At 70.8% G+C, this 21,067-nt stretch carries 26 protein-coding genes; 10 read left to right on the top strand and 16 right to left on the bottom strand.

Annotated features, from left to right (window positions below; all coding sequences use genetic code 11):
* Positions 1–12: 12 nt before the first annotated feature.
* From E1298_RS04540 to E1298_RS04510, 7 genes are all read right to left on the bottom strand, one after another.
* Positions 13–597, bottom strand: a complete 585-nt coding sequence (locus tag E1298_RS04540) for a DNA-3-methyladenine glycosylase I (RefSeq protein ID WP_131889477.1) — start codon at positions 595–597, stop codon at positions 13–15.
* A 9-nt stretch (positions 598–606) separates the two neighbouring features.
* A complete protein-coding gene (locus tag E1298_RS04535; protein ID WP_131889476.1) occupies positions 607–1,050 on the bottom strand; it encodes an SRPBCC family protein in 444 nt (147 codons plus the stop codon).
* A complete protein-coding gene (locus E1298_RS04530; RefSeq protein ID WP_131889475.1) occupies positions 1,047–1,490 on the bottom strand; it encodes a hypothetical protein in 444 nt (147 codons plus the stop codon). The genes E1298_RS04535 and E1298_RS04530 overlap by 4 nt, the downstream gene beginning before the upstream one ends.
* Positions 1,491–1,592: 102 nt before the next feature.
* Positions 1,593–2,909: an alkaline phosphatase PhoX gene (locus E1298_RS04525; protein WP_131889474.1), complete on the bottom strand. Its 1,317-nt coding sequence runs from the start codon at positions 2,907–2,909 to the stop codon at positions 1,593–1,595.
* Positions 2,910–3,057: 148 nt separating this feature from the next.
* Positions 3,058–3,684, bottom strand: coding sequence for an LOG family protein (locus E1298_RS04520; protein WP_131889473.1), 627 nt, complete (start codon positions 3,682–3,684; stop codon positions 3,058–3,060).
* Entirely contained in the window at positions 3,684–4,490 is an 807-nt protein-coding gene (locus E1298_RS04515; protein ID WP_131889472.1) for an LOG family protein, read from the bottom strand. Before E1298_RS04515 ends, E1298_RS04520 begins: the two co-directional genes overlap by 1 nt.
* A gap of 45 nt (positions 4,491–4,535) precedes the next feature.
* The gene (locus tag E1298_RS04510) at positions 4,536–5,993 is read right to left on the bottom strand and encodes an MFS transporter (RefSeq protein ID WP_131889471.1); all 1,458 of its coding nucleotides are present in this window, start codon (positions 5,991–5,993) and stop codon (positions 4,536–4,538) included.
* Between the two features lie 99 nt (positions 5,994–6,092).
* On the opposite strand from E1298_RS04510, the gene E1298_RS04505 reads away from it, so the two are divergent.
* A complete protein-coding gene (locus E1298_RS04505) occupies positions 6,093–6,662 on the top strand; it encodes a TetR/AcrR family transcriptional regulator (RefSeq protein ID WP_131889470.1) in 570 nt (189 codons plus the stop codon).
* A 42-nt stretch (positions 6,663–6,704) separates the two neighbouring features.
* Here the strand turns inward: E1298_RS04505 and dapE are convergent, their stop codons facing one another.
* Positions 6,705–7,772 carry a succinyl-diaminopimelate desuccinylase gene (gene dapE / locus E1298_RS04500; RefSeq protein WP_131889469.1) on the bottom strand — a complete coding sequence of 356 codons (1,068 nt, stop codon included), beginning with the start codon at positions 7,770–7,772 and terminating at the stop codon, positions 6,705–6,707.
* 30 nt (positions 7,773–7,802) lie between these two features.
* Here dapE and E1298_RS04495 point away from each other — a divergent pair, with 30 nt between their 5' ends.
* Positions 7,803–8,486, top strand: a complete 684-nt coding sequence (locus tag E1298_RS04495; RefSeq protein ID WP_243725384.1) for a 4'-phosphopantetheinyl transferase family protein — start codon at positions 7,803–7,805, stop codon at positions 8,484–8,486.
* A gap of 7 nt (positions 8,487–8,493) precedes the next feature.
* Here E1298_RS04495 and E1298_RS04490 read toward each other — a convergent pair whose 3' ends face one another.
* Entirely contained in the window at positions 8,494–9,327 is an 834-nt protein-coding gene (locus E1298_RS04490; protein WP_131889467.1) for a 2,3,4,5-tetrahydropyridine-2,6-dicarboxylate N-succinyltransferase, read from the bottom strand.
* Positions 9,328–9,452: 125 nt separating this feature from the next.
* Between E1298_RS04490 and E1298_RS04485 the strand changes: the two genes are divergently transcribed.
* Complete coding sequence (locus E1298_RS04485) at positions 9,453–10,274, top strand: hypothetical protein (protein ID WP_243725377.1); 822 nt, start codon at positions 9,453–9,455, stop codon at positions 10,272–10,274.
* A 37-nt stretch (positions 10,275–10,311) separates the two neighbouring features.
* Here E1298_RS04485 and E1298_RS04480 read toward each other — a convergent pair whose 3' ends face one another.
* Both E1298_RS04480 and E1298_RS04475 read right to left on the bottom strand, forming a co-directional pair.
* Entirely contained in the window at positions 10,312–11,787 is a 1,476-nt protein-coding gene (locus E1298_RS04480; protein WP_131889466.1) for an MFS transporter, read from the bottom strand.
* A gap of 20 nt (positions 11,788–11,807) precedes the next feature.
* Positions 11,808–12,446 (bottom strand): hemerythrin domain-containing protein, encoded by a 639-nt coding sequence (locus E1298_RS04475; protein ID WP_207944433.1) that lies wholly within the window; start codon positions 12,444–12,446, stop codon positions 11,808–11,810.
* 161 nt (positions 12,447–12,607) lie between these two features.
* Here E1298_RS04475 and E1298_RS04470 point away from each other — a divergent pair, with 161 nt between their 5' ends.
* Positions 12,608–13,498 (top strand): RNA polymerase sigma-70 factor, encoded by an 891-nt coding sequence (locus E1298_RS04470; protein WP_131889464.1) that lies wholly within the window; start codon positions 12,608–12,610, stop codon positions 13,496–13,498.
* Between the two features lie 47 nt (positions 13,499–13,545).
* Here E1298_RS04470 and E1298_RS04465 read toward each other — a convergent pair whose 3' ends face one another.
* Positions 13,546–13,974, bottom strand: coding sequence for a hypothetical protein (locus tag E1298_RS04465; RefSeq protein WP_131889463.1), 429 nt, complete (start codon positions 13,972–13,974; stop codon positions 13,546–13,548).
* A 137-nt stretch (positions 13,975–14,111) separates the two neighbouring features.
* On the opposite strand from E1298_RS04465, the gene E1298_RS04460 reads away from it, so the two are divergent.
* A complete protein-coding gene (locus E1298_RS04460) occupies positions 14,112–14,348 on the top strand; it encodes a hypothetical protein (protein ID WP_131889462.1) in 237 nt (78 codons plus the stop codon).
* 94 nt (positions 14,349–14,442) lie between these two features.
* Positions 14,443–14,817 carry a hypothetical protein gene (locus tag E1298_RS04455; RefSeq protein WP_131889461.1) on the top strand — a complete coding sequence of 125 codons (375 nt, stop codon included), beginning with the start codon at positions 14,443–14,445 and terminating at the stop codon, positions 14,815–14,817.
* Between the two features lie 484 nt (positions 14,818–15,301).
* Here E1298_RS04455 and E1298_RS51100 read toward each other — a convergent pair whose 3' ends face one another.
* Positions 15,302–15,427 (bottom strand): hypothetical protein, encoded by a 126-nt coding sequence (locus E1298_RS51100; RefSeq protein WP_279497809.1) that lies wholly within the window; start codon positions 15,425–15,427, stop codon positions 15,302–15,304.
* Positions 15,428–15,592: 165 nt separating this feature from the next.
* Between E1298_RS51100 and E1298_RS04450 the strand changes: the two genes are divergently transcribed.
* Positions 15,593–15,970, top strand: coding sequence for a hypothetical protein (locus E1298_RS04450; RefSeq protein ID WP_131889460.1), 378 nt, complete (start codon positions 15,593–15,595; stop codon positions 15,968–15,970).
* A gap of 1,379 nt (positions 15,971–17,349) precedes the next feature.
* Here E1298_RS04450 and E1298_RS04445 read toward each other — a convergent pair.
* Complete coding sequence (locus tag E1298_RS04445; protein WP_131889459.1) at positions 17,350–17,634, bottom strand: hypothetical protein; 285 nt, start codon at positions 17,632–17,634, stop codon at positions 17,350–17,352.
* 334 nt (positions 17,635–17,968) lie between these two features.
* Between E1298_RS04445 and E1298_RS04440 the strand changes: the two genes are divergently transcribed.
* Positions 17,969–19,030 carry a hypothetical protein gene (locus E1298_RS04440; RefSeq protein ID WP_207944432.1) on the top strand — a complete coding sequence of 354 codons (1,062 nt, stop codon included), beginning with the start codon at positions 17,969–17,971 and terminating at the stop codon, positions 19,028–19,030.
* A 75-nt stretch (positions 19,031–19,105) separates the two neighbouring features.
* Here E1298_RS04440 and E1298_RS04435 read toward each other — a convergent pair whose 3' ends face one another.
* Both E1298_RS04435 and E1298_RS04430 read right to left on the bottom strand, forming a co-directional pair.
* Complete coding sequence (locus tag E1298_RS04435; RefSeq protein ID WP_131889457.1) at positions 19,106–19,294, bottom strand: DUF397 domain-containing protein; 189 nt, start codon at positions 19,292–19,294, stop codon at positions 19,106–19,108.
* 4 nt (positions 19,295–19,298) lie between these two features.
* A complete protein-coding gene (locus tag E1298_RS04430) occupies positions 19,299–20,105 on the bottom strand; it encodes a helix-turn-helix domain-containing protein (protein WP_131889456.1) in 807 nt (268 codons plus the stop codon).
* 100 nt (positions 20,106–20,205) lie between these two features.
* Between E1298_RS04430 and E1298_RS04425 the strand changes: the two genes are divergently transcribed.
* Positions 20,206–20,628 (top strand): ATP-binding protein, encoded by a 423-nt coding sequence (locus tag E1298_RS04425; RefSeq protein WP_131889455.1) that lies wholly within the window; start codon positions 20,206–20,208, stop codon positions 20,626–20,628.
* Between the two features lie 147 nt (positions 20,629–20,775).
* Positions 20,776–21,015 (top strand): TerD family protein, encoded by a 240-nt coding sequence (locus E1298_RS52110; protein ID WP_131889454.1) that lies wholly within the window; start codon positions 20,776–20,778, stop codon positions 21,013–21,015.
* Positions 21,016–21,067: the final 52 nt, after the last annotated feature.

Genomic DNA, 21,067 nt, shown 5'->3' with positions numbered 1-21,067 from the left:
GTCGGGCAGGGTTCACTTCGCGGCGTTGTTGGGGCTTCGGCGGAAGCAGCCGGTTAGGTGGTCGTTTACCAGGCCGCATGCCTGCATTAGGGCGTAGGCGGTGGTGGGGCCTACGAAGCGGAAGCCGTGGCGTTTCAGGTCTTTGGCCAGGGCCTTGGAGCCGTCGGTGTAGGCGGGTACGTCGGCCATGTCGGCGTGGGCGGGGGCGTTGGGGTCGGCGTAGCGCCAGGCGGTCGCGGCGAGGCCGCCGGGGATGTCGAGGGCGGCTCTGGCGTTGGCGATGGCCGCCTCGATCTTCGCGCGGTTGCGGACGATCGACGCGTCGGCCAGGAGGCGCTCGATGTCGTCCGGGCCGAACGCGGCGACCTTCTCGGGGTCGAAGCCGTGGAAGGCCGCGCGGAAGTTCTCCCGCTTGCGCAGGATCGTCAGCCAGGACAACCCGGACTGGAATGCCTCCAGGCAGAGCTTCTCGTACAGGCCCTGGTCGTCGCGGACGGGGCGGCCCCACTCGTTGTCGTGATAGGCGACGTAGTCGGGGGCCGAGAGCCCCCACGGGCATCGGGCCAGCCCGTCCTCGCCTCGGATCGCTGTGCTCACCGACCCGTTCTACCTCACGCCGCCGACAGAACCGGCCAGCCGTCCGAGCCGCCGGAGCCCGAGGCCCATGAACGCCCGCACGATCGGACCCGCGGCGAGCCAGCCCGCGCGGCCGAGGGGCCCGAGGGGCAGGTCGACCCGCTCGGCCCAGACGACGCGGCTTCCCCCGCCGTACGGGACGACCTCGAACCACGCCTCGCCGCGCACCACGCGGCCCGTGTGCCGGACGGCGACGCGGCTGCCGGGACGCCAGTCGGTGATCACCATGGTGTCGACGAACCCGACGGGGCCGAGGCCCGTCCACGCGGCCAGTTCGGCGCCGGCCTCGTGGCCGCCCTCGGCGCGGGTGAAGGGCATCCACTCGGCGTGCCTGGGCCAGTCGGTCAGGACGGCGAAGAGGCGTTCGGGCGGGGCGTCCGATGTAGCCTCGGCGTGGACGGCGACCGTGCTCACGGACGGTCCTCCGCGCCGCCGCCGACCGGCTCGTCCGCGGCGTCCTCGGGGGTCTCGCGCTGCAGCGAGGGCAGGGGGCCGTTCCCCGCGGTCTGCTCCTGGATGCCGTGGAGGGCGCCCACCTGCTCGTGGCCGCCCAGGCGGTGGCGCAGGTCGTCCACCTGCTGCTCCAGGGAGGCCAGGCGGGCGTCGCGCTCGGACAGGGCGTGGGCGAGGCCGCGCAGGGCCTCGTCGGTCACGGTGACCTGGTAGCCCCACATGCCGCGCGGCAGGTGCGGGAACCCGGCGGCCGGCCCGGCGGCCATCCCGCCGTCCGACGACGGGAGCGGCGGGTAGTCGGGATGGGTCTCGGCCAGCCCGCCGCCGCGGCCCATGGCGAGGACGACGACGGCGCCCAGCACCGCCGCGCCGGCCAGGACGAGGACCACAACCACGATCACGCTCCGATCTGCCGACGATCCACATACCGATCGTGCCACGCTTGAGGGCATGGGGTCGCATGAGCGGAGCGTCCCGCTGGCCGGCGCGCCGGTTCCGGTGGGTCAGCCGCGCAGCCGGTGCCAGGGGCCGGTGATGGCGAACGTCACGCCGGGCCCCTCCTGGCGGTTGGCGAACAGGATCTTCCCGTCCGGGGAGAACGTGACACCGGTGAACTCGCTGTCGTTGAGGGCGTTGCGGGCCATCGCGAACGGCTTGTTCTTCTTGGTGGTGCCGATGAGGTGCTGCTCGCCGTCGCCGTCCTCGGCCAGGATCACGCCGCCGCCGTACGGGGAGACGGTGATGTTGTCCGGGCCGTCGAAGCGGCCGCCCGGCTTGAAGACGAGCTCCAGCTCGATCTCGTTGCGGTGCGGGTCGTAGGTCCAGACCTGCCCGGCGTGGTCGGCGGCGGCGCCGTCGGCCTTCTTGGAGTAGCTGCAGACGAAGTACGCCTTGCCGTGGCCCCACCAGGCGCCTTCGAGCTTCTGGCTCCGGGTGATGGTGTCGAACTGCTTGCGCACGGAGGTGGTCTTGGCGGACGGGTCCGGGACGGCCACCCAGCGGGCGTGGAGCTTGGTGCCGGGCTCCTGGACGAGCGACAGGTCCGGGACGTCCCGGACGTTCAGCGCCTCAAGCCGCCCGCCCTGGAGGTAGGCGTGGTAGCCGCCGCGGTGCGTGCGGGGGCGGAACCGGTAGAACAGCCCGAACGGCTTGGCGGCGTCCTCGGTGAGGTAGGCGGTGAGCGTGTGGGGGTCGACGGCGACGGCCTCGTGGGCGAAGCGGCCGAGGCCCGTCAGTGGGACGGGCTTGGTCCGCTTACCGTGCGGGTCGACCTCGAACACCCAGCCGTGGGACTTGGTCTGGCCGGTGAAGCCCTCGGTCTCCTCGCAGGTGAGCCAGGTGCCCCAGGGGGTGCGGCCGCCCGCGCAGTTCGTGGACGTCCCGGCGAGGCTGACGTACTGCGAGAGCAGCTCGCCGTGGCGGTCGACCTCCAGGGTGGTGGTGCCGCCGTTGGCCGCCGGGTCGTAGGTCAGCGCGGCGGGCGCCACGGCGCGGGTGCCGTTGTTGCTCTGCTCGTGGTTGCGCACCAGCCGGGTGCGGTGCGGCCTGCTTCCGGGGAAGGTGGCCGTGCCGTCGTGGTGGCCGGGCACGACGACGCCGTCGGAGATGGGGTCGCCCTCCGTCGACAGCGTCTTGTAGGAGAATCCCTTGGGCAGGTCCAGGACGCCCTTGGGGTCGGGGATGAGCGGGCCGTAGCCGTACGCCTCACCGACATCGGCACCCGCGGAGGTCTGGAAGATCGAGTCGAGACTTCCGGCGAGGGCGATGGACAGCGCGCCGGCCGCGCCGCCCTTGACGACTCCGCGACGGGTCACGGACATGGGCACTCCTTCAACGTAAGGGGATCACGCCGGAGCCTGGTCCGCGCCCTTGAACCGAGGATGAACGAACGGCCGACGAACGGCAAACCCCCAGGGCAATCTTGCCGGGGAGCCCCGGGGGTCACGGCGGGTCGCCGGCCGGGCACGGTCAGAGCTCGGCCTCCGCGTAGTCCTCGGGAGTGGCCTCGATGCGGGGCTGGGAACGCTCCAGGAGGTCGAACGCCTCGTCCACCGAGCCCGTCCAGCCGATGGCGTCGAAGATCTTCGGACGGGCGAAGCCCTGCTCGGCGAGCCCGTTCATCAGCTCGCGCAGCGGGTCGTACACGCCGGTCGGATCGAGGATCACCAGCGCCTTGCGGTGCATGCCGAGGACGCGGGCCGTCCAGACCTCGAACAGCTCCTCCAGCGTGCCGATCCCGCCGGGCAGGATGAGGAACGCGTCGCTGCGCCGGTCCATCTCGCCCTTGCGGGAGCGCATGTCGGGGGTGACGATCAGCTCGTCGTTGGCCTCGTCGGAGATCTCGACGCTGACCAGCCCCTCGGGGATCACCCCGACGGTGCGGGCGCCGCCGGCCCGCGCGGCGCGGGCGACGGCGCCCATGCACGACACCTGGGCGCCGCCGCTGACCAGGCTGTGCCCGCGCCGGGCCAGCTCGGCGCCGACCTCGGCCGCGAGGTCCACATGGATCCGGTCGATCTTGCTGCTGGACGCGCAGAACACGCACACCGCCAGCCCTGCGGGGCCGCCTTTCCCTGACGGCTCGCCAGGGGCCATCAGGTGCCGTCTCCGGCCTCGGCGGCGGTGGCCTCCACCGCGGCCTCCTCCTGGAGCCGCTGCTCGGCCCTGATGTGCGCGTCCACCACGATCCGGACGACCTCGTCCGGATCGTCGGTGAGGTGGATGAGGTCCATGTCCTCGGGCGAGATCTTGCCGGACGGCAGCATCGCCTTGCGGACCCAGTCGAGCAGGCCGCCCCAGAACTCGGTGCCGACCAGCACGATCGGGAACCGGGTGATCTTCTTGGTCTGGACGAGGGTGATCGCCTCGAACAGCTCGTCCAGCGTCCCGAAGCCGCCCGGGAGCACCACGAACGCCTGGCTGTACTTGACGAACATGGTCTTTCTCACAAAGAAGTAGCGGAACTCCAGCCCGATGTCGATGTGGTCGTTCAGCTTCTGCTCGAAGGGCAGCTCGATGCCGAGCCCGACCGACACGCCCCCGTTCTCGTCGCAGCCCTTGTTGGCCGCCTCCATGATCCCCGGGCCGCCCCCGGTGATCACGGCGTAGCCGGCGTCGTGCAGCCGGGCGCCGATGTCGACCGCGAGCTCGTACTCCTCCGACCCGGGCTTGGTGCGGGCGCTGCCGAAGACGCTGACCGCCTTCGGCAGCTCGGCCAGCAGCCCGAAGCCCTCGACGAACTCCGCCTGGATCCGCAGCACGCGCCAAGGGTCGGCGTGGAGCCAGTCGACGGTCCCGCGGCTGTCGAGGAGCCGCTGGTCGGTGGTCGTCTGCGGGACGGCTCGCCCGCGCAGCGTCGCCGGCCCCTGCCGTCGCGTACGGGGATTCACTTCGGATGTCATGGCCCCAACGGTAGCCAAGCGCCGCCCCGCTCACGCGCCATATAGCTATCGCTCCCCCGCCGGCGCATCGTCCACGAGGACGGGTTCTGCGGCGGCCGGCGGCGGTTCGTCCCTCGGACGGCCCGGAACCAGCAGCAGCGCGGCCAGACCGGCGGCGATGGCCATGCCCGCGCTGGTGAGCATGCCGGCCTGGAACCCCTCGTTCAGCGCGACGGACGGGACACGCTCCCCGCCGGAGAACGCGTCCTTCGTCGCGGCGGTCGAGACCGCGACCACGGCGGCCAGGCCGAGCGCGCCGCCGATCTGCTGGGTGGTGTTGATGAGCCCGGACGCGAGGCCGGACTCGTCCGCCGACGCGCCCGCCGTGGCCGCGATGGTGACGGCCACGAAGGCGATCCCGCCGCCGATGCCCATCACGATCGAGGGCCCGAGGACGTCCGCCACGTAGCCGCCGGGGGCGGACAGCTGCGCGAACCAGGCCAGCCCGGCCGAGGTGATCGCCAGCCCGCCCGCCAGAGGCGCGCGGGCGCCGAACCGGGTGACCAGCTGGGACCCGGCCCCGGCGCCGAGCGCCATCGACACCGCCACCGGGAGCTGGCTGAGCCCCGCCTTGATCGGCCCGTATCCGAGCACCTGCTGGAGGTAGATGGTCATCACGAAGAACATCGGGAAGACGGCCATCGTCATCAGGATGGCCGCCAGGTTCCCGCCGCTCAGCGCGCGCCCCCGGAAGATCCCCAGTGGGACGAGGGGGTGCCGGACGCGCGCCTCCACCACGACGAAGGCGGCGAGAAGCACGACCGCCGCGGCGCCGAACCCGTAGGTCTGCGCGGAGTCCCACCCGGCGTCGTTCGCGTCCACCAGCGTGTAGACGAGCAGTGCCAGACCGCCGGTCACGGACGCGGCGCCGAGCAGGTCGAAGCCGCGGGCGTGCTCGTCGCGGGCCTCGGGGAGCAGGACGGGCGCGAGCGCGACGGCGGCGGCGCCGATCGGCACGTTGACGAACAGGACCGCCTCCCAGCCGAACCAGTCGGTGAGCAGCCCGCCGAGGATCGCGCCGGCCGCGCCGCCCGCCCCGGCGACGGCTCCGAAGAGGCCGAGGGCGCGGTTGCGCTCGGGTCCCGGCGCGTACAGCGTCATGATCAGAGACAGGGCGGCGGGCGCGGCCAGTGCGGCGCCGAGGCCCTGGACGGCACGCGCGGCGACGAGGGTCCCGGCATTGGGCGCGAGGCCGCCGCCCAGGGAGGCCAGGGTGAACAGGGCGATCCCGGCGACGAACATCCGGCGCCGTCCCGCCAGGTCGGCGATCCGGCCGCCGAACAGCAGGAACCCGCCGAACGCGAGCGTGTAGGCGTTGCCGATCCAGGACAGGTCGGCCTGGTCGAAGTGCAGGTCCCGGCCGATCGACGGCAGCGCCACGTTGACGATCGAGGCGTCGAGGACCAGCACGAACTGGACGGTGACGAGCAGGGCCAGGGCGAGGCCCCGGTGCCGTGCGGTCATGCGGCGCTCCTAACTGGAAGTCGAATTCCGCTTCCGCTTATGCCCGGGAACGATACGGAATCTGGATTCCGGTTGTCAATTCGTGGTTGACTGGGACCGATGTCCACCTCCACCACCGACGGCCGCCCGATGCGCGCCGACGCGCGCCGGAACCGGCGGCGCGTCCTGGACGCCGCGCGCGTGGCGTTCGAGGAGGGCGGCAACGAGGTCCAGATGGAGGACATCGCCCGCCGCGCCGGCGTCGGCATCGGCACGATCTACCGGCACTTCCCGACCAAGCAGGCGCTGGTCGACGAGCTCACCTCCGAGTGGCTGGCGGAGGGCGCGGCGAACGCCGCCAAGGCCCTGGAACTGGACGACCCCTGGGAGGGCCTGGCCAGGTTCGTCCAGCTCAGCTCCGAGGTCATGGCGCGGAACCGGGGTCTGCGCGATGTGTTCGGCGACGTCGGGCGGCTCTTCGAGGAGGACGCCCGCGTCCAGAACCACGAGCTGTCCGCCAACGTCACCCTGCTGCTCGACCGCGCCCGGAACGCCGGGACGCTCCGCGACGACATCGGGTTCGACGAGTTCCGGGCGCTGATGTGCGGGCTGGCGATGGCCGTCACGGGCAGCGCGCCAGGCAAGCACCACACCTACGCCGACGTGGTCCTCAAGGGCCTCCACACCTGACGCGCCGCAGGTCAGGCCGCGGTGGACGCGGGGCGGCGCGGGTCAGGCGGTGAGCCAGGCTCGCATGCGGCGCTCGCAGTCGGCGATCAGCGGGAGCTCCACGTACTCGCCCTTGGTGTGGGCGAGGGTCGGCTCCCCCGGGCCGTAGTTGACCGCCGGGACGCCCAGCTCGGAGAAGCGCGCCACGTCCGTCCAACCGAGCTTGGCGCGCACCTCGGCGCCGCCCGACGCGACGGACGACACGAACGCCGCCGCGGCGGGGTGGGACAGGCCGGGACGGGCCGCGGACGCGCCGTCGGTGACCTCGACCTGGAAGCCGTCGAAGACCCCGCGGAGGTACGTTTCGGCCTCGTCGAGCGACTTGTCGGGCGCGAACCGGTAGTTGACGGTGACGACGCACTCGTCGGGGATGACGTTGCCCGCGACGCCGCCCCGGACGAAGACCGCGTTGAGGCCCTCGTGGTACTCCAGGCCGTCCACGACCGGACGGGTGGGCTCGTACGCGCGCAGCAGGTCGAGGATCTGACCGGCCGTATGGATGGCGTTGGAGCCCATCCAGGCGCGCGCGCTGTGCGCCCGCTCGCCCTTCACCGTGACGTCGACGCGCATGGTGCCCTGGCAGCCGCCCTCGACCTGCCCGCCGGTCGGCTCCATCAGGACGGCGAAGTCCCCGGCGAGCAGCTCGGGACGGTCGGCGGCGAGCCGGTTGAGGCCGTTGCGCTCGGCCTCGATCTCCTCGCACTCGTAGAAGACGTAGGTGATGTCGCGGGTCGGCTCCGTCACGGTGGCGGCCAGCTTCAGGGCGACGGCCACGCCGCTCTTCATGTCCGTCGTGCCGCAGCCGTAGAGCCGGTCGCCCTCCACACGGGACGGCAGGTTCCCGTTGAGCGGGACGGTGTCGAGATGCCCCGCAAGGACGACCCGTTCGGAGAGCCCAAGACCGGTACGGGCGACCACGTTGTTCCCGTAGCGGTCCACCGTGAGGTGCGGAAGCGCGCGCAGCGCCTCTTCGACGGCGTCTGCGAGCACCTTCTCCCCGCCGCTCACCGACTCGATGTCGACGATCGCCGCCGTCAGGTCCGCTACGTCCGAGAACAGATCGAGCCCCATGGAACAAGTCCTATCATCGCCGTCGTGGAGATGCTTGCGTGCGCCGTCCACTGGGCGCTTCCCGCCGACGAACCCCATATGCGCGCCCACCTGGACGACCAGGAGCGGGAACGCTACGAGCGCTTCGTGCGCGCCCAAGACAAGGCCAGGTTCGTCACCGGACGGTTCCTGGCGCGCTCGACCCTCTCCGCCCTTACGGGCCTCGCACCCGGGGAGATCCGGTTCACCACGGACTGCCCCCACTGCGGCCAAACCCACGGGAAGCCCCGGCTGCCCGGTTACGACGTGGACTTCTCCCTGTCCCACTCGGGCGACCGCGTCGTCCTCGTCCTCGCCGAAGGCGCCGAGGTGGGCGTGGACGTGGAACAGGAGAGCGACCGCGACGTGGAGCGCCTCGCGAAGATGGTCTTGGCCGATTCCGAACGCGAGGCGCTCACCGCGATGCCGCCGGGCGAGCGCAAGCGGGGCTTCCACGCCTACTGGAGCCGCAAAGAGGCCCTCTTGAAGGCCACCGGTCACGGCCTGGCCGCCCCCATGACGGCCATATGCGTCTCCGCCCCGGACGAGCCTCCCGAGGTGCTGTCCTGGGAGGGCGACGCGGCGGTCTCTCCCGTCCGCCTGGCCGACCTGTCGCCGGGCCCCGGCTACGCCGCGTCGCTCGCCGTCCTGACCGCCCGTCCCCTCAAGGTCGTCGAGGGCCGGCCGCCCGCCTGAGCACGAGTCAGGTGTTGATGCCGTGGTCGCGCAGGATGTCGTTCAGGGACGCCTTGTCGTGCCGCTGGCCCTCTTCGAGCCGCTTGAGAATCAGCACGGCGGGCATCCCGAACGTGCCGCCCTTGAACTCCTTCGGACGGGTGCCGCCCACGGCCACGCACCAGTCGGGGATGCGTCCGCGGCTGATCTCCTCGCCCGTCTCCACGTCGATGACGGGCATGGACGCCGACAGGTTGGTTCCGGAGCCCACCACGGCGCCCCGCCCGACCCGCGCGCCCTCGACGATCATCGAGCGGCTGCCGATCATCGCCTCGTCCTCGACGATCACGGGCTTGGCGTTCGGCGGCTCCAGGACGCCGCCGATGCCGACCCCGCCGGACAGGTGGACGTTCTTGCCGATCTGGGCGCAGGAGCCCACCGTGGCCCACGTGTCGACCATCGTCCCGGAGTCGACGTAGGCGCCGATGTTGGTGAACGACGGCATCAGCACCACGCCGGGCGCCAGGTAGGAGCCCCAGCGGGCGATGGCGCCCGGGACGACGCGGACGCCGTCCAGCCGGGTCTTGAGCGGGATGCGGTCGTGGTACCGGAAGTCGCCGACCTGGGAACGCACCATGCCGAGGACCTTGAAGCTCAGCAGGATCGCCCGCTTGGCGCGCTCGTCGACGACGACCTCGCCCGCGGAGTCGAGGTGGGCGACGCGGGCGGCGCCGGAGTCGATCTGGTCGACGGCGGCCACGATGGCGCCGCGCGCGTCGGTGTCGTCCGGCGTGAGGTCGGCGCGCCGCTCCCACAGTTCGTCGATGACGCCGGAAATCGGGCTGGTGAACGTTTCGGTCATGGCCCTTGAGCTTACTGGTGGCCATCTCCCGGTACCGTCTTCGCGTGGCTGTTTGGGCGAGGTTGAGGTCGCGCCCCGATGCGGGGTCCGGGAGCGGGAACGGCCGGCGGTGGCGGTGGGTCGCGGTGACGTCGGCCATCGTGCTCGCGCTGGGCGTGGGCGGCTACGTCGCGTTCCAGCGCGCGCGCCCCTACCTGCACGGTTCCGGCTGCGAGGTGGGCACCTCCGCGAGCAAGATGCCGCTCGACCTGGACCAGGGCGCCAACGCGGCCACCATCGCCGCGGTCGCGTTCCGCAAGCAGCTCCCCGAGCGCGCCTCGGTGATCGCCTACGCCACCGCGATCCAGGAGTCGCACATGCGCAACCTGCCGGGCGGCGACCGCGACTCGGTCGGCATGTTCCAGCAGCGCCCGTCGCAGGGCTGGGGCAGCCCGGCCAAGCTCCGCGACCCCGTCCAGTCCACCAGCAAGTTCTTCGACGCGCTGGTCAAGGTCAAGGACTACCTCGACCGCGACCTGCACGACTCGGCGCAGCGGGTGCAGCGCAGCGCGGACGGCCGCGCCTACGCCCAGCACGAGGAGGACGGCAAGCTGCTGGCGCAGGTGTTCACCGGACGGCAGGCGGCCTCGGCCCGCTGCTGGTACCCGCCCGACAAGAAGACCGCGCCGCGCCGTCCGGAGGCGATCCGGGAGCTGCGCCGCTCGTTCGGCAGCAGGCTCCAGGTGGACGGCCCGAAGGCGCTGGCGGGCGGCACCCCCACCTGGGACGCGGTCCGCGTGACCAACCCCAGGGCGGGCTGGGCCGTCGCCGCCTGGGCGGTGACGCACGCACAGGTCTACGGGCTCGGCGAGGTCCGCTACGGCGGCAGGCACTGGAAGTCCGACGCGGGCCACGACGGCTGGACGAAGGACGCGGACGCCCCCGCCGACCACGTGATCATCCACTGACCGGCGGGAACCGTCCGCGTCCTGGAGGCCGTCCGCCCTACCGCGTGGTGACGGCCTCGGGGACGGGGTCCGCGGCGGGCTCGTCCTGGGCCTCGCCGCGGCTGTTGGCGGCGCGCAGGGCGACGACCGCGGCGGCGAGGATGAACAGGCTGCTGGCCAGCAGCGCCCGGGAGAACCCCGAGGTGAGGGCCTCGGGCACGGGCTTGCGCTCGGCGAGCAGGTCCTCCGTCCGGGACGTCGCTACCGCGGAGAAGATCGCGAGCCCCAGCGCCCCGCCGAGCTGCTGCGAGGCGTTGAGCAGCGCCGCGGCGAGCCCCGCCTGGCCCGGCGGCACGTTCGCGTTCGCCGCGGTCGTGACGGACACGAACGCGAACCCCAGCCCGAACGAGGTGACCATCAGGCCGGGCAGCAGATCCGTCAGGTAGTGGCCGTCCACCGGGATGCGTGACAGCAGGTAGATGCCGCCCGCCGCGAGCAGCAGCCCGGCGATCATCAGCGGCCGCGTCCCGACCTTGGGGATCAGCTGGGCGGACAGCCCCGCCGCGATGCCGACGCCGACGCACAGCGGCAGGTAGGCCGAGCCGGTCTGCAGCGGCGAGTAGCCGAGGACGTTCTCCATGTAGAGGCTGAGGAAGAAGAACATCGCGATGAACCCGGCGACGGCCACCAGCTGGGTGACGTCGGCCGCGCCGAGCCCCCGGATCCTGAAGATCGACAGCGGCAGGAGCGGGTCCCGGCTGCGCTGCTCGTTGAACAGGAACGCCAGCAGCAGCACCGCGGAGCCCGCCAGGCCGCCGATCGTGCGGTTCTCGCCCCAGCCGACGTCCGGCGCCTTCACCAGCGTGTAGACGAGCAGCAGCATGGCGCCGGTGACCAGCACCGTGCCCGGGATGTCGAAGCTCGCCCGGCGCGCCTGCGGCCGGTCGCCGTCCACCAGCAGGTAGAGCCCGGCGATCACCAGCACGCAGACCGGAACGTTCACCAGCATGACCCAGCGCCAGCCGGGGCCGTCGGTCAGCAGCCCGCCGAGCAGTACCCCGGCCGCCGAGGCCCCGCCGGCGACGCCGCCCCAGACGCCGAGTGCCTTGCTGCGGTCGCCGCCCTCCTTGAACATGGTGGTCAGGATGGACAGCGTCCCGGGGAGCATCAGCGCGGCCCCGGCGCCCTGCGCGAGCCGTGCGCCGACCAGCACCCCGGCGCTGCCCGCGAACCCCCCGACGACCGAGGAGAGCGAGAACAGCACCGTCCCGGCCACCACGACGCGGCGGCGGCCGAGCAGGTCGGCGAGGCGCCCGCCGAGCAGCATGAACCCGCCGTAGGTGAGCAGGTACCCGCTCGGCACCCATTGCAGGTCCTGGACGGAGAAGTCCAGGTCGGAGCGGATGGCGGGCAGGGCCACGTTGACGATCGAGGCGTCGACGAAGTCGAGGAACGCGATGGCGCACAGCAAGGTCAGCGTGAGTTTGCCGCGCCCCGTCGCCAGGAAGGACGATCGAGCGTCCTGTACAGCCATGGGATTGAGCCTTCCGTTCGTCAGGCCGCCGGGGCCTGCCAGCGCGGCGCGCGCTGGTAGCGGGGACGCCAGACGGCGCGGTAGAGGAACCGGACGGGCGGCGGGACGACGCCGAGCACCTTGCGGCGCGTGCCGTCCTCCGCCCCGTCCAGCAGCCACGGGAAGAAGGAGGCCGCGCCGCCCGAGCCGAGCCGCTTGCGCTGCTCCGCGCCGAACGCGTTCCACTCCGCCTCCGTGAGCAGCTCGCCGACCAGCGGCAGCGCCAGATCCTCCTCGTGCTCGCAGTGCGCGCCGAGTGCCTCGGCGAGCCGGCCGGCGTGCAGGGCCAGCCGCTCCGGGACGCCCGACGCCACGGCCGCGTCCACGGCATCGAGCAGCGCGGTCAGCCGCGTGTGCTCGTCCTCCATCTGGTCCAGGACGGCCGGGTCGCCGGCCTTCGCCCGCAGGACGGGCCACAGATGCGTGTCCTCGGCGGTGTGGTGGACGTGCAGGAACCTCTTGAACCGGTCCCATCCCGCCTGGACCGCCGGACCGGAGGCGACCCCTCCCTCCGCCATGGCCGTGAGGCGGTCGAGGTCGCGCTGGAACGCGTCGTGGACGGCGTACATCATCGTCATGTCGACCCGGCTTCGCTCGCCGGGACCGGTCGTAACGCTCACTGGTACCCCCAGGTGCATTGGTTTGCACTCCAAGAGCCCGCGAAACAGGCCGAGTGTGACACGAAGCCCGCCGATGAGGTTCACATCACAATCGCTCCGCGGATGTCACATTCCGGGTGCCCGCGGACCTCTGAAGGGGGAGCGCACAGGAGGTCACAGCCATGCCGCAAACCACCGCGACGGGCGTCTTCGCCGATCATCGGGAGCTGCTGTTCTCGGTCGTCTACAACCTGCTCGGCAGCGTCGCCGACACCGAGGACGTCCTCCAGGACACCTGGCTGTCGTGGACGTCCCGGAACCGGGCAGGCGCGGACGAGATCGCCAACCCGCGCGCCTACCTGGTGCGGATCGCGGTGAACACCGCCCTCGCCCGCCAGGCCACCATCAGCCGCCGCCGCGAGACCTACGTGGGCCCGTGGCTCCCCGAGCCCCTCGTCGAGGAACCGGGCGCCGAAGAGTCGGCCGAGCGCACCGAGGCCGTCTCGATGGCCCTCCTCGTCGTCCTGGAGACCCTCACGCCCCTGGAACGCGCCGTCTTCGTCCTGCACGAGGTGTTCGGCTACGCCCACACGGAGATCGCGGAAATCCTCGACCGCAGCCCGTCCGCCGTCCGCCAGCTCGCGCACCGGGCCCGCGAGCACGTCCACGCCCGCCGCCCCCGCTACCAGGCGGACCCGCGCGTCCAGCGGAAGCTCACCGAGCAGTTCCTCAAAGCCGCCCTGGGCGGCGACCTGGAGGCCCTCCTGGAGCTCCTGGCCCCCGACGTCACCCTCTGGACCGACGGCGGCGGCAAGCGCAAGACCGCCGCCCTCCGCCCGATCCACGGCCGCGACAGGGTCGCCCGCGTCATCACCGGCACCGCCTTCCGCGCCCCGGACGACCTCGACATCCGCTACCGCACGGTCAACGGCGACCCGTCCGCCCTCATCTTCGGCGACGGCGCCCCCTTCGCCGTCATGGTCATCGACCTCGCCCCCGACGGCGACCGCATCACCGGCGTCTACGCGGTCTTCAACCCCGAAAAACTAACCCACATAGACGAAACCCAGTGACCCCGGCCAGGTCGCGGTAGGCATCCGCCCTTCGGCCGCTGACGCGCTCAGGCGGAGGTCGGCTCGTCCTTCGGGTCCAGCCTCCGGCGAGGCGGCTTCGCGACAATCAAGAAGGGCAGCGCGAACCCGGCCGCGAGGACCGCCGGCGCCCTGCTGGAATCCGCAATGGCCAGCACCATGGCGAAAAAGGTTCCGCCGACCCCAACGCCCCACACGACGAAAGACACCCGCAGCACCACGGTGACCCGCCGCCCCGCGAGCGTCGCGGCCGCGACGGCGGCAAAGACGACCGAATTGACGAAGGCCGTCGCGGCCGCCACGAGAAACGGAACGAAAGAGGACGGAACCCGGTTCTCGCCCCACACCCCTATGAGGAAGAACACCGCCGATATGACGGCGAACGTCGCGTACCGGAAGACCTGGATCCGAACGAGCCGACGACGATACCGGGGATCACGATCCAGCCCACGCCGCATTGCGCCGTCCTCAGTCGGTGACAACGCCTGATGGCGGCCAGTTGCCACCCGGCCAGTTGTCGTTTCCGTTATTCTCCGTCCGAAGGGTACTGGGCCATGAGGTCTCCGGCCCGCTCAACGTAGCCGCGCCTCCACCCGTGACCGGCCCTGGCAAGGAGCCGCCGCACTCGCTGCTGGGGACGCCGGCCGGCCATGAACTGTTCGACGTCTCGGACTACTGGCCCACTGCGGACTCTCAAGCGCCCTTCCAGGCAGGCATGGTCTGGAAGAGCGCCCACGATGCGTTGATCGAGGTACGCGGCCGTCTCGCGGCAGAGGTCAAAACGGTCATCGATCAGGGTGACGCACCCGACCCGACGTCGTTGTCGACGTGAGGACTGGCGAGGTCTATCCGAAGACAAAGGATGGGGTCGGCGAGAGCAGCCTGGGCAATATCCTCGACCACCTGCCAGAACGCGATTGGGGACGATGACGGTGCAGTATGAGGAGAAGGAAGACCGGAAGATTCTCAAAGTCCGGGAAGCCCAGGTCGCCGAGGTTCGAGCCGTTCCGTCCTTCTATCTTCGTCTTTCTGATGGAACGGCCCTTGAGTACAGCGGCACGGTGATCCACTCTGTCGGCCCCAGAGGCGAGAATGCCGTACTCCGTCCTCTTACCGCCCTCACCGCCGAGGATCTCTCCTCCTTGATCTCCGCAAGGCCGCTCTCCTGGGTCGTGTTCGCCTCGGGCAGTCAGCGAATCATGTTCTCCAACTCGTGGCTTCTCACCCTGAAGCCCGGCCCGGACGACATATGGCGCATGGACCTGCGCGACGGCCACACCCTCACCTATCCACCTCAATGAGCGACGGGGATAGTCCTTCCATAAAGCGAACGCCTGGCCGCACTCGAATGTCGTACTTGTTTTCGTAGTAGGCCGACACGTGGCCCAGGCGAATGCCTGGTCAGCCAACCGCTGGCAGCAGGAGAACAGCGACGCCCCGGTGGTCAACGCAGTCCTCTGGCCCGCGTAGCCGCGCGCGTAGAGCGACAGCCGTTCGTTCCGTTGTGCGGGATATCGACGCCGGACGGTGCACTCCTTTGCAGCAACCGGGGCGGGCTGCCGTGCAGTTGAAGGGTCGCCACCGGCGGATTGACAATCGCATACTCGGGCAGCGGCGCGTCGTCCGAGGTGTCGGCGCGCGCTGGGCTTGTCGCCACGTGGCCACCGTGGCGGCGAGAGCGCGGAGGCCGATGGGACTCTCCCAGCCGGGGCTCGCGATTTGCATACTGCCTGGTAAATGAGGCGGACGACCGGCCGCTTCCGGCCGGGTCTTTTGTCGTGTGGGTCAGCGGGGCAGGTGGTCGAGGAGCCAGGTGGTGGCGGCTCGGGTGGTTCCGGCCAGTGCGCCTCTGAGGGCGGCTGCGGCGAGGGCGAGTCGTTCGGTGCGGGTAAGGCTGGGCTTGTCGCGCATTCGGGATCTCCTGGTGGTGCCGGCGTAGGGAGTGGAACTGGCCTGCTGCCATCAGGATGGGGTGGCCTCGCGGCCGGAAACTGAGTTGCGACACGGTTGTGCCGACCGGACAAGGCTCCGCATTTCACCCCGCATCGCCGTCCCTGCGGTGAATGATGGTCTGCGATGAGTGGCGATCAGGTGGTCGGGGAGCCGGTGCGCAGGCCCCGCGTGGTGGCGCGGCCGCGGGTGGCGCCCGGCCCTCTGCGAGACCTCAAGGACCTGCTGTACGAGTTGTACCTGGAGGCCGGGGCGCCGTCGCTGGACGAGCTCGTCCGGCTCGTCGCCGCGGACGACGGCCTGGCGGGCGCGCCGACCCGGGCGACCATCGGACGCGTCCTCGGTTCGCCGGACCCGCCCGCCGCTCAGCCCGACGTCGTCGCTACCGCAATGCTCCAGTCCCGGCCCAGGCGGTCATCCACGCGGCGGTGGACGCCCGCCGCCTCGGCCACGGGCCCGCGCTCCCCCGCGACCTGCTGGAGGCGGCCGCCCCCGGCTACATGACCGACCTGGACTGGGACATCCTAGAGGACGGCTGGCTGGACGAGGCGCTGGCCTACACCGCCGCTCCCTGCAAGGGCATCCGCGGACCCCTCACACGCATCCGGCCTCGCACGCCGCTTGACACCGACGACGGCCAGCCGTGCTACCGCCTGTCGGACTACCTGGAACAGATCGGCCGCCGGACCCGGATCGACGCCTGTCCTCCCGCCACGTTCTGGGAGGCCGCCTTGGCCTTCGGGGACGCCTACACATGCGCGGTACCGGCCGGGGAGGCCGAGCAGCGCGGCCTGTTCCGGCACGCCGCGCTTCTGTACCGGCACGCCGCGCTCGCGGGCAACACAAAGGCCGCATGCCGCCTCATGGCCTTGCTGCACTCCGTCGATCCCGGCAACGTTTCCGCCGTTGCGCAGCAGATCGTCCCGCATGTCGATCTGGTCAACGCGCCTGATACGGCCAGGCTGGTGGGGCTGCTCCATTCCGTCGGCGCGGAGGCGGCCTTGACCATGCTGCTGGCGCGGGACTTCCCCGCCCGCACCGCCCTCAGCAACCCAGCCGACGTCGCCTACCTCCTCGACGCGCTGCGCCCTACAAGACGTCACGACGCCGTGAGGAAGCTACTGGACCGGGACCCCGCCGCCCACGTCGATCTCTCCGACACAAAGAAGGCCGAGGAACTGCTGGGGGCGCTGCGCTCCGCGAACGCGGACGAGGCCGCGGAAACCTTGCTGAGCCGTGCCCCAGCCTTGCGCGCTGTCCCATCCGGCTCCCGATCCTTTAGCAGGATGGTGGAGTACTACGATCCGCCCAGGCTGGAGAGCCCGATGCCGGACGTGACGACGCCCGCCCTGCCTGGCGTCCGTAGCTACCTCCTCGATCTGGACCCGACCCCATGGCTGCTGATCACTATGCGGGACGAGGGCGAGGAACTGGCGATGACAGCGCTGGCCTCCCGAGAACCGGTGCCACCCGGCCCGGACGGCTTCGGTTTCGGCGGCTCCGTCGTATTTCTCCAGGACGCCGACGTTCCGCAGGGCGTGCTGCTGGAACCGCTCTCGTCCATGGATCTCAATCCCTACCAGCATGGCCCGGACACCATCGGCGATCTGCTCGCCGTCCAGCACGAAGGCGAGGCCACGGTCCTGAACGTCGACATCACCGACGCCCTCAGCACCGCGTGGCGCCTGGAAGTGCTGTTCTCGACGCACGTGGACGCGGACGGTGCGGCCACCGCCCTGCTGGACCGGGGCCCCGGCGCACACGCCGATCTTTCAGATCTGCCCGCCGCCGCCCACCTGCTCGGCACGCTCCGGAGAATCCACGCGCGCCGCGAGGCCGACATCCTGTTCCAGCGCATCGCGGGCGCCGAGGTCATCGACCCGTCACAACTCGCCCTGGCCCTGCGGGACCTCCGGGACGGCGCGGAATGGGGCGCCGAAACACGAGACGCCGTCGCCGCGCTGCTGGGCCACGCCGCCACAGTCGACCTCGACGACGTCCTCGGGATCGCCCGGCTGCTCAAGACGCTTCGCCTGCTCGGTGCGCGCAAGGCGGCCCGGACGCTGCTGGAGCGCGATCTCGGCGCGCCCGCCGATCCCGGCCGACTGCCCGCGGCCGACTGCCCGCGGCCGCCTTCCGGCTCGGGCTGCTCCAAGGGGCGGGCGCACGCGAAACGGCCGACGCCCTGCTGCGACGCGTCGTCCGCACCGGCCCGCCCGACCCGGTCTACCGGGCCGCACTGCTCGGCCTGCTCGATGACCTCGATGAGACCGAGAAGGCGGCTGAGCTGGCCCCCCTCGTCGCCGACTCCGGCCTGTTCTACGACTGTCGCCGGACACTGCCCGGCTGGGCCGAACGCTACATTTACGGCCGCGAACCCGACGGAACTCCGTCCCAACCCTGGGAACTGCCGTGAGCCGACTCTTCGCGCCGATCATCGCAACCTCGGGGTGCCTTGCCCTCGCAGCCTGCGGAGGCGGGGAACCCCGACGGCAGACCGCGATGACGGCGCCCGCCACCCCCGCGGCATCGCCGTCCAGCACGCCGACGAAGGCCAAGGCTCCGAAGAAGAAGCCAAAGAGCCACCGCTTCCAGGCAGGCAACCCCAACGGTCGCGCCCCCATACCGGCGGACGGCCGTCCAGTGGACACCTCGCGCCCAACCCACGTCATCGGGAACGGGACGCCGCGTACCTGCACGTCGGCGGCCGTCGTGGCCGCGGTCGCGCGGGGCGGGGTCATCACCTTCGACTGCGGGCCCGGCCCGGTGACGATCACGATGACCGCGACGGCGAAGGTGCGCAACAGCCGTCCCCGCGTTGTGCTGGACGGCGGCGGCCTCGTCACCCTCAGCGGCGCGGGCAAGCGCCGCATCCTCTACATGAACACGTGCGACCGGGCCCAAGGCTGGACGACATCGCATTGCAACGACCAGCCCACCCCGCGGCTCACCGTGCAGAACCTCCGCTTCACAGGCGGCGACTCCACGGGCGACAAGGCCGAGGGCGGCGGCGGAGGCGCGATCTTCGTCCGCGGCGGCCGGTTCTCCATCATCGGCTCCCGGTTCGAGCGGAACCGCTGCGACGCGACGGGCCCAGACCTCGGGGGCGCCGCCGTCCGCGTCCTCGACCAGTCCCGTGACCTGCCCGTCCACGTCGTCGGCAGCACCTTCACAGGCGGCGTGTGCTCCAACGGCGGCGCGCTCAGCAGCATCGGGACGTCCTGGACGATCCTCAACTCCGCCCTGTCCGGCAACCGGGCCATCGGACGCGGCGCCAACCCGGCCCGCGGCGGCACGCCCGGCGGCGGCAGCGGCGGCGCCCTCTACGCCGACGGCAACCGCTTCACCGTCCGCATCGCAGGGACGATCGTCCGGGACAACCGCGCCAACGAGGGCGGCGGCGCGATCTTCTTCGTCAGCAACGACCTGACGGGAACGCTCGCCATCGACCACTCCCGCCTCCTGGCCAACCCCAGCGCCGGCTTCGAGACCGCGGGCCTCCCCGGCATCTTCTACAGAGGCGCCGGACGCCCCCGCCTGACCACCTCAACCCTCCGCCCCTAACAAACCAGCCCGCTCACACAACCCCAACACCAGAGACGGTGACCGCAGTCCCCGACCAGCCGGCCATCGCAGCCGCTAAAGGCCATGTTGCCCTTGCTTGACGCGCACCAGCAGCCCGGCGAACGACTCCCGCCCAAACCCCAGCCATCCACCATCCGGATCCTTGGAGTCCCTGACCCAGACCAGACCATCCAACCTCGCCAGCTCGACACAGGCCGGATCGCTGTCACCGCCGCTACGAGAACTCTTTCGCCACTCGATCACTCGTCTACGTCCTCATCATCTGCTCGATCAGATCCAGAGAATCCTTCTTCGACAGGGCAGCGGCTCCGATTTGAGCGAATCGAAGCACAACAGCGGCAATCTCGTCTCCGCCCTCGATGAGTCGCCCACCGAGTTGCGCTCCGACGTACGCCACTTCTCGGGAGCCTACCCGGAGGATCTGGATCGCCCCATCATGCCCCGGATGCCTCCCTGCCGATCTGAGAACGACGCGAATGACCGTCCTTGGAAGCCTGCCGACTTCGACCAGGTGGCCGAGTTGCTCCCGCATCACTTCGGGACTGCCGACCGTGCACTCAAGTACCTCCTGGTCAAGGAGGACCCAGAGGTACGGCGGATCGTCCTTGGAGAGGATCTCCTGGCGCTTCAAACGAGCCTCGGTCTCCTTGGCGACATCCAACTCGTACCCGCCGTCGGCAACGAGGGCCCGGGTGTATGCCTCGGTCTGCAGTAGAGCCGGAACGGTCTTGCCGTGATAGATCTCGATGTTCGTCGCGGCCCGCTCGTACACCAGGTACTGCTTGTACCAGTCCGGATCGTGTCCACTGCAGGCGAACATGTGCAGCCGCTCGAAGTGGCCGCCCGTGTTCCATGCCTGGTCAAGGCGCTGCATGTAGGAGACGCGGGGTCGCAATCGTCCCGCTTCCCAGTTGGATACAGTTCCTCGGGTCACGCGAACGATCAAGGCGGTCTGAGCCAGCGAAAGACCGCGCTGAGTGCGGTAAAACCACAGGTCAAAGGCCAGCCAGGCCCACAGCGAAGAGTTCGGATCGATCGACTCTCGGACACTCATCGCTCACCCGCAAGTGTATTCGGATACCCCGGATGCACAGCAGGTTAGCAATTCAACACTAAAAGTGAGGGCACGTTCCGACAACTCCTGGACGGTCCTCATGAATGATCAAGGTCTCACCGCGTCGACCCCGGCCTGCGTCGTGCCCGAGATCCGCCTGACCCTGCTGGCCGTGCCCTCGTCCGTCGCCCTGGCGCGGGAACTGGTCCGTTACTCCCTCACCAACTGGGGCTATGGGCAGGCTCTCGTCCATGACTCCGCGCTCGTCATGAGCGAGATCGTCACCAATGCCGTGAGCGCCGCCCGCGGCCACCCCATCCGCATCCGCTGCGCAGTGCACGACGGGGCGCCGCTACTGGAGTGCTGGGACCCCTCCCCCGCGCTCCCAGCCCACCGCTATACCGCGACGACCGCCGAGAGCGGCCGCGGGCTCGCCATCATCACGGCCTACGCCAAGCGGGCCGGCACCCGCCCCTCAACCACCGGCCAAGGCAAAATCGTCTGGGCCCGAATGCCCACATAAAAGGAAGGACGGGCTCTGGAAGGCCACCGATCTCGTGGCTCGACAGGGCCGACTCGGCCGCTCCCCCAAGCGCGCTTCGTGCGGGTGAGAACGTCAAGATCTCCTCGCCGTCCCTCCAGTGCGCCTTCGTCCTGCCGTCACCCGACCATGATCCTTGCGTCCTGCTCCTGGCTCCCGACCGCAACGTCCGGACCGACGCCGATTTCATCTTCTGCAACCAGCCGGTGTCGGCCGGCGGCGCGGTCAGTCTGGACGCCGCGGCCAACCGGATCCGGGTGGACCTCGCCCTTCCGCCGTCAGGGTGGCTGGAGGCTGCGCGCGGTGGGGCAAGGCTACGCGGACGGCCTGGCCGGTCTGGCGCGGGACCACGGCGTCACCATCGACTAGGGGACCAGAAGGGACCCTTCGCGATCAAGTGCGCATTTGGGACACTATGCTT

Source organism: Actinomadura rubrisoli (genome assembly GCF_004349215.1).
In the GTDB taxonomy this organism is placed as follows: domain Bacteria; phylum Actinomycetota; class Actinomycetes; order Streptosporangiales; family Streptosporangiaceae; genus Spirillospora; species Spirillospora rubrisoli.
This window is presented reverse-complemented; position numbering and strand designations above follow the sequence as displayed.